We start from the raw sequence: 2,821 nt of genomic DNA, 5'->3' as shown, positions 1-2,821 counted from the left end.
ATCACCTGTCCAGGTACTTACGGCAAAGGTAAGGGTGATTACGCCGTTAGCTGCGGCGCCGATACCTGCTAACATACCCTGAGGCGGATGAAGTAGGGCAGTGGTTAACGGCAATGCGCCGGCCGCGCCAGCGATAACACCGGCAACGTTTAACGGGGTCGCCCATACAGTACCGACAGCGCCGTTAACGGCAACTGCGGCTGCCTCACCTGCGACGCCATTGATGAGGGAAGCTACTGTCGTAGCACCGCCGGCCGCTGCCGTTGCTCTACCTCCGAGAAGATAGATCAGGACAGGTCCGGTAATGGTGAAGACGTTGTATGCACCGACGACACTGGTGTAAACAGCGGGCGGAGCATACGCCAGGGATTCTTTGTCCCTGAAGATCGCCTTAATTTCTGATGCAAGACTCATTTTTTCCTCCTTCCTTCCTTAATGAGTCCGGGGAGAGCGTTAAAATTCCGCTCTCCCCAGGTTCTATTTTATTGTGAAGATTACCAACATATTATGAGATGTTGGCGCCGAGACGCTCGATGATGAAGCAACCGAAAGCAAAAAGCTCGGTCAGGGCTGCGATGGCACCGTCGTAGTAATTCTCGATGTACACTACATCCTGCGGATCGTAAACGACCGGCTCGGAGAAGTAGACATCGGGTTCAAGTTTGGCGCCTGTCTCAAGCTGCTGGAAGAACGTCCCCTTGGTGGTTGCGCCAGTGCCGCCGATGCGGAAGCGGACGCCGGTGATGACGGGGTTGGCGGAGTAATCAGCAAACTTGTAGAATACAGCTACCTTGCCATTTGCTAAGGTGGGTGCATTCGCGGGTAGAGCACCGGCATCAAATGCTGATCCCCAGCCAGCCGCGGCAATAACGGGATTGCGGTATTCTTCGATGGTCCAGCCGACAGCGCCATTACCAAAATCGGTGAATGGCAGTGCATGACGTACGACCAGCCCGGTTTCCACACGCCCGATACCGAGAGCTAAGGCTCGGGAAATACCGGCGTTTATTGCATCGCCCTTGTATTTCTTGATGTCGGTTAACGTTAATTCATTGGTAGGAACAACGTAACTCATTTCGTGTATAACTCCTACTATAAGTTATTTATCTCCTATCGACCGGGCCAGATATCCTCTGTCTAATTCTGGCAGGAGTTTATGGATACTTTTTTAAACCAGCCTGATGTTCTGATAAGGAGTTTCAGGCGCCGGTCCGGGATACCGTGAAACACGGTTCATGGTGATAGACCGGTTTATCGACTGGATGCTGGCGGGAGTCGCCGGTGTGCCCAGTTTGTTATACAGGTTGATGAGAACGCCAGGCGCGGCTGCCATACCCAGATTTTTCAGAGCGGTGCTATATTGCCCGCCCCATCCCATGGCCGCAGACATATACCCTCCAACCGTCATGAGGATATTCAGACCCTGCTGCAGGTTCTGCCCCAAGATCTTGATGGAGGTGTTCTTCTGTGCCATGATGTTGACTGCGGTGACTGCCACTGGGGGCAGTACGTCGTCGATCATATTGATTTCGACTTTCATTATTGCAAGTCTCCTTAGTTTGGTTAACCTACTCCTGTCGACCACCAGACTTTTTCTGTCTGCACCTGGCAGGAGTCTTTATCTTTTAGAAGCTGGGCACTCCCTACAAATAAGGGAAGCTGGGCGCAATCCCTCTGTAGAAAAGTGCCCAGCTTCCCTTAAAAGATTCTATTTAATTAGTTACTAAATTCTATGCCTTTTCTTCCTTCTTGCCAACTATTAATTGTTTTGCTGCGCTGGCTTTTCTTTGTACTACCTGGTACCCGCGTTCTCCACTCTCAGTCTTTCTGGTTAATCCGAAGAGAACTAAGGCACCGCCGGCAATTAAGACAACCGGTAGCCAGTTTGTCCCCATGGGGACATTTTCCTCTGCCACTTCATCCAGGTAATCACGTACCTCAGTTTCACTCATGGCTTCCAGCTGTTCATTCGGAGTAACCGGCAGGTTGTAGTATTCCTGCATTTCCTGGATGGCGTCGATCATGGTCGGTTTACTCCAGCCCTGTTTGGCTGCCTCGAGGTCCGGCTTGGGATTGAATATTCTGACGACTTCCTTGATAAGTAAGGTCAGAGCTACAGTTATGCCGATGGCTGCCAGGGCGAGTATTACGATCTGAATAACCGGTACCCAGGCGAATGATATTCGCCCTGCTATTGTCTCCGGAGGAACGTATTCAATCTCTACCCGGATATCGGTCCATAGCAACGGGTTTATATCCGCATAGGCTTTAACGGAAAGGATGTGGCCGCCCTGAGCAATAATCTGATCACGAAGTGCGGCGGCGAACTCTTCACCTTTCAAAACAGATCCGTCAAAGGGGCTAATGCGATACTCTGCGATCAGTCCCTGGGCTTCTCCTTTGTAAAGCCATGCGAAAGGATAGTCCTGTTCATAAACCAGCGAATAAGTTGGTTTTAAACCGGTGATATCGATGCAATCCTCAACGGTGTCGGCAATGCTGGGATGCTCATTGATCTTCGCATACAGATCATAATCAGTTCCGGCTTCGATAGCGGAGCTGACGGTGATATCGACATAGCCATTCACAACAGCATACGATGTCGGGGAATTGGGTACATCGATGACCCGCTCATTCATTAGTACCTCGTCGAATCCCGCCCAACCTTTAGTACCGATAGCGCCATGAATTTTAACAGTGCCGCTGGGACCCTGGTATTCAAAGCGAATACTGATTCTTACAGTATCTCCGTATTGCAACACCAATTTATTCGGTGGGGCTACCGACACAGGTGCAGCTATGGATTTACGTTGGAGGTTAT

General features: G+C 50.7%; 4 protein-coding genes. All 4 read right to left on the bottom strand.

Features of this window, described 5'->3' with window-relative positions; all coding sequences use genetic code 11:
* Positions 1–414: hypothetical protein (locus tag WC359_15465; protein MFA5401850.1), on the bottom strand; the 414-nt coding region annotated here is incomplete at its 3' end.
* A gap of 91 nt (positions 415–505) precedes the next feature.
* Entirely contained in the window at positions 506–1,075 is a 570-nt protein-coding gene (locus WC359_15460; protein MFA5401849.1) for a hypothetical protein, read from the bottom strand.
* A gap of 93 nt (positions 1,076–1,168) precedes the next feature.
* Entirely contained in the window at positions 1,169–1,540 is a 372-nt protein-coding gene (locus tag WC359_15455) for a hypothetical protein (protein ID MFA5401848.1), read from the bottom strand.
* Positions 1,541–1,730: 190 nt separating this feature from the next.
* The coding region (locus tag WC359_15450; GenBank protein ID MFA5401847.1) for a hypothetical protein at positions 1,731–2,821 on the bottom strand (1,091 nt) is incomplete at its 5' end.

It is taken from the genome of Dehalococcoidia bacterium, assembly GCA_041653995.1.
Classification (GTDB): domain Bacteria; phylum Chloroflexota; class Dehalococcoidia; order GIF9; family UBA5629; genus CAIMUM01.
The sequence above is the reverse complement of the archived record's forward strand: the minus strand, read 5'-3'. Positions and strand labels throughout refer to the sequence as shown.

Bases quoted from the DNA above. Each gene is read 5' to 3' on its own strand.
- WC359_15460 (MFA5401849.1), bottom strand. From the start codon at position 1,075: ATGAGTTACGTTGTTCCTACCAATGAATTAACGTTAACCGACATCAAG.
- WC359_15455 (MFA5401848.1), bottom strand. From the start codon at position 1,540: ATGAAAGTCGAAATCAATATGATCGACGACGTACTGCCCCCAGTGGCA.